The organism is Actinoplanes sp. NPDC024001 (assembly GCF_040638955.1).
Classification (GTDB): domain Bacteria; phylum Actinomycetota; class Actinomycetes; order Mycobacteriales; family Micromonosporaceae; genus Actinoplanes.
The window spans coordinates 1-3,192 of the sequence record NZ_JBEZZB010000341.1 but is presented as its reverse complement, the minus strand read 5'-3'; the positions used below and the strand labels follow the sequence as shown (position 1 = coordinate 3,192).

The following is a 3,192-nucleotide window of genomic DNA, read 5'->3' as shown; positions in this document are numbered from 1 at the left end:
GCGCGCGCCACCGCTGCGGCGCCGCCGCGAGGCGTTCGCTCTGGGCGCGGCCGGAGCGGCGATCGCCCTGTTCGCGGCCGTGTTCATCACGACGCTGGCGGTTGCCGGCGGGCAGGGCGACCACACCACCGCCGCCACTCTGCACACCTGGATGGCGTGGACCGGGGTCATCGCCGTACCGGTGTCGTTCCTGCTCGGCCTGCTGCGGGAGCGGCTGGCGTTCGCCTCGGTCGGTGACCTGGTCCGCCGGCTGGAGTCGGTCGGGCCGGACGCGGTCGAGCCGGCCCTGGCGCGGGCCCTGCAGGATCCCACCGTCCGGGTCGTGTTCCTCACCGAGGGCGGGCCGGTGGATGTGGGCGGGCGCCCGGTCGAACCGCCGGACGACGGGAGCGCCGGACGCCTGCCGCTGGGCGACCCGCCGTACGCGATGCTCCTGCACGATCCCGCGCTCGCCGAGAACCGCGAGCTGCTCGACGCCGCGGTCGCGGCCGCCGGCCTCGCCCTGGACAACGCACGCCTGTACGCCGAGGTTCGCGCCCGCCTCAACGACGTGATGGCCTCCCGGCAGCGCATCGCCCGCGCCGCCGACGCGGAACGGCAGCGCCTCGAGCGGGATCTGCACGACGGCGCCCAGCAACGCCTGCTGGGCATCGGGTACATGCTCGGCGCCCTGCGCGCACGACTGGTCCAGCCGGCGGACCGGCAAGTGGTCGGCGACCTGGAGACCGAACTACGCGGCGCGATCGGCGAGCTGCGCGAGTTCGCACACGGCATCCGGCCGGCGGTGCTCACCGACCAGGGTCTGGAGCCGGCCGTGGCGTCCCTGGCCCGCCACGCCGGCGTCTGCGTCGACCTCTACGTCCGGGTGGCGGGCCGGCTCGACCCGGTCGTCGAGGCCACCGCGTACTACGTGGTCAGCGAAGCGCTGACCAACGTCGCCCGGCATACGGGTGACGCCCGCGCGTCGGTGTCGGTCATCCGCGAGCCGGACCGGCTGCTGATCGAGGTCGCCGACGACGGGCCCGGCGGCGCGTCGATGGCCGCCGGCACCGGCTTGCGGGCGATCGCCGACAGTGTCGGCGCAGTCGGCGGCGAGGTACGGATCGAATCGCCGATCGGCGGCGGTACCCGGATGGTGGCCGATCTGCCGTGCGGATGACCCTGGCCGGCGGGGTCTGTCGGCAAGACGCCGCAAGCCTGCCCTGTTCCGGACGCTGGTGGGACCATCGCCGGGTGCGGACGGTGCGGCGTCCACAGGCCTCGGGCCTGCGGCTGGCGGCGGCGTGCGCCGGCATCGCCGGCCTCACCGCCTTCAACCTCGGGTTCGGTCTGCTCTACGACACGCGGCCGCGAGGCTTCCTGCTGTCCGACGTGGGGCTCGCGGTCTGCTTCGCGGTGCCCGGAGCGGTGGCCTGGCGGCTGCGGCCGCGCAGCCGCACCGGCCTCTGGATGCTGTTGCTCGGCCTGGTGATCCTGGTGGAGACGCCGTACGGGCTGGTCCTGCCCGAGGACACACCGGGCTACAACATGATCATGGTGATCGGCGAGCCGGTCTACTGGCTCCAGTTCGCCATCGCCGGTCAGCTGCTGCTCAGCTATCCCACCGGCCGGCTCACCGGACGCGTGGAACGCCTGCTCGTCCTGACCGCGTACGGGCTCGCGGCCGTCGCCTGCGCGACGCTGCTGGTGGTCCGCGCGAACGGGTCGGGCCACGCCGCCTTCGACCGGGTCAGCAACGTCTTCATGGTGCTCTGGATCGGCCTCGCCGTCGCTGCGGCCACCGTGCTGGTGCGGCGCCTGACGCGTGCCCGGCCCCGGCAGCGACGGCAGTATCGGTTCGCCGTCGCCACCGCCGCGGCGGCGCTCGTCGCGTTCGTGATCGGCTTCGCGGCTCTGGTCCAGCTCGGCAGCGTCGGCAACGAGCAGGCCAAGGCGTTCGTCTTCGCCGTCATGGCCTGGACCATCGTGGCCGCCCTGCCGCTCACCTTCTTCGTCGGCCTGCTGCGTGAGCGGCTCGCCTTCGCCGCGGTCGGCGGCACCATGAGCGAGCTGACCAGGGTCAGTGCCACCCGGGTCGAGGCGGTGCTGGGCGAGGTGCTGCGCGACCCCGGCCTGCGGGTCGGCTTCCCCAGCGCCGGAGGGCTGCGCGACGTGCGGGGACGACCGTTCGAGGCGCCCGGTGACGGCAGCCTGGCGATCACCCCGGTCGGCGACCCGCCGGTGGCCGTCCTGGGGCACGATCCGGCGCTGGCCGACGATCCCGAGCTGCTCTCCGCCGCTGCCGGCGCCGCCCGGCTGGCCCTCGACAACGCCCGGCTCTACGCCCTGCTGCGCTCCCAGCTGGACGAGGTCTCCCAGTCGCGTCGACGGCTCGCCGAGGCTGCCGACGGCGAACGCCGCCGGTTGGAACGCGAACTGCGCGACGGCGCGCGGCAGACGCTGGAGACCATCGAGGACCGGCTCGCGGCGCTGCGTGGCCGGCTCGAGGATCCGGACGACGGTGCCCTGGTTGCCGAGCTGACCGAGGAGCTGCGGCGCGCGATCGGCGACCTGCGGGACATCGCCCGTGGCTTGCGCCCGGCGGTGCTGACCGAGCACGGCCTGCCCGCCGCGCTGGCCGCCCTGGGACGCCGTGCGCGGATCCCGGTCGTCCTGGACGTGCGGCTGACCGGTCGGTACGACCCGGTGGTCGAGGCGACCGCGTACTACGTGGTCAGCGAGGCGCTGCAGAACGTGGTGAAGCACACCACCGGCTGCGGTGCGACGGTGCGGGCGCGGCAGGCCGCCGGGCACGTCGTCGTAGAGGTGGCGGACAGCGGGCCGGGCGGCGCCGACGACCGGCGCGGCGGCGGTCTGCAGGGCCTGCGGGACCGGGTCCACGCCGTCGGCGGCCGGTTCACCGTCGAGTCCACACCCGAGGGGACCCGCGTCCGCGCCGAGCTGCCGGGCCGTGCCGCAATCACGGATATCCATGAACCGGTGGGCGCCTATCCGTGACGACGCGGCGCCTCGTCGCGCCGCACCATCGGCAGGGGCCGTCGTCGGACGGCGGCGATGGGCGAGGGGGCGCAGATGGCCGGGTCGGTTACTCAGCGGGCGACGAGCGTGCTGCTCACCGCGGTCCTGTGCGGGCCGGTGTACGTGGGTGAACCAGCCGTGGCGGCGCCGCCGCCGCGGGCACCGGCGCCGGGC

General features: G+C 74.9%; 2 protein-coding genes. Both read left to right on the top strand.

Going from position 1 to position 3,192, the window contains the following annotated elements; all coding sequences use genetic code 11:
• On the top strand, nucleotides 1-1,159 hold a 1,159-nt coding region (locus AB0F81_RS50910), incomplete at its 5' end, for a histidine kinase (RefSeq protein WP_360211644.1).
• Nucleotides 1,160-1,233: 74 nt separating this feature from the next.
• Entirely contained in the window at nucleotides 1,234-2,997 is a 1,764-nt protein-coding gene (locus tag AB0F81_RS50905; RefSeq protein WP_360211642.1) for an ATP-binding protein, read from the top strand.
• The last annotated feature ends 195 nt before the right edge of the window (nucleotides 2,998-3,192 follow it).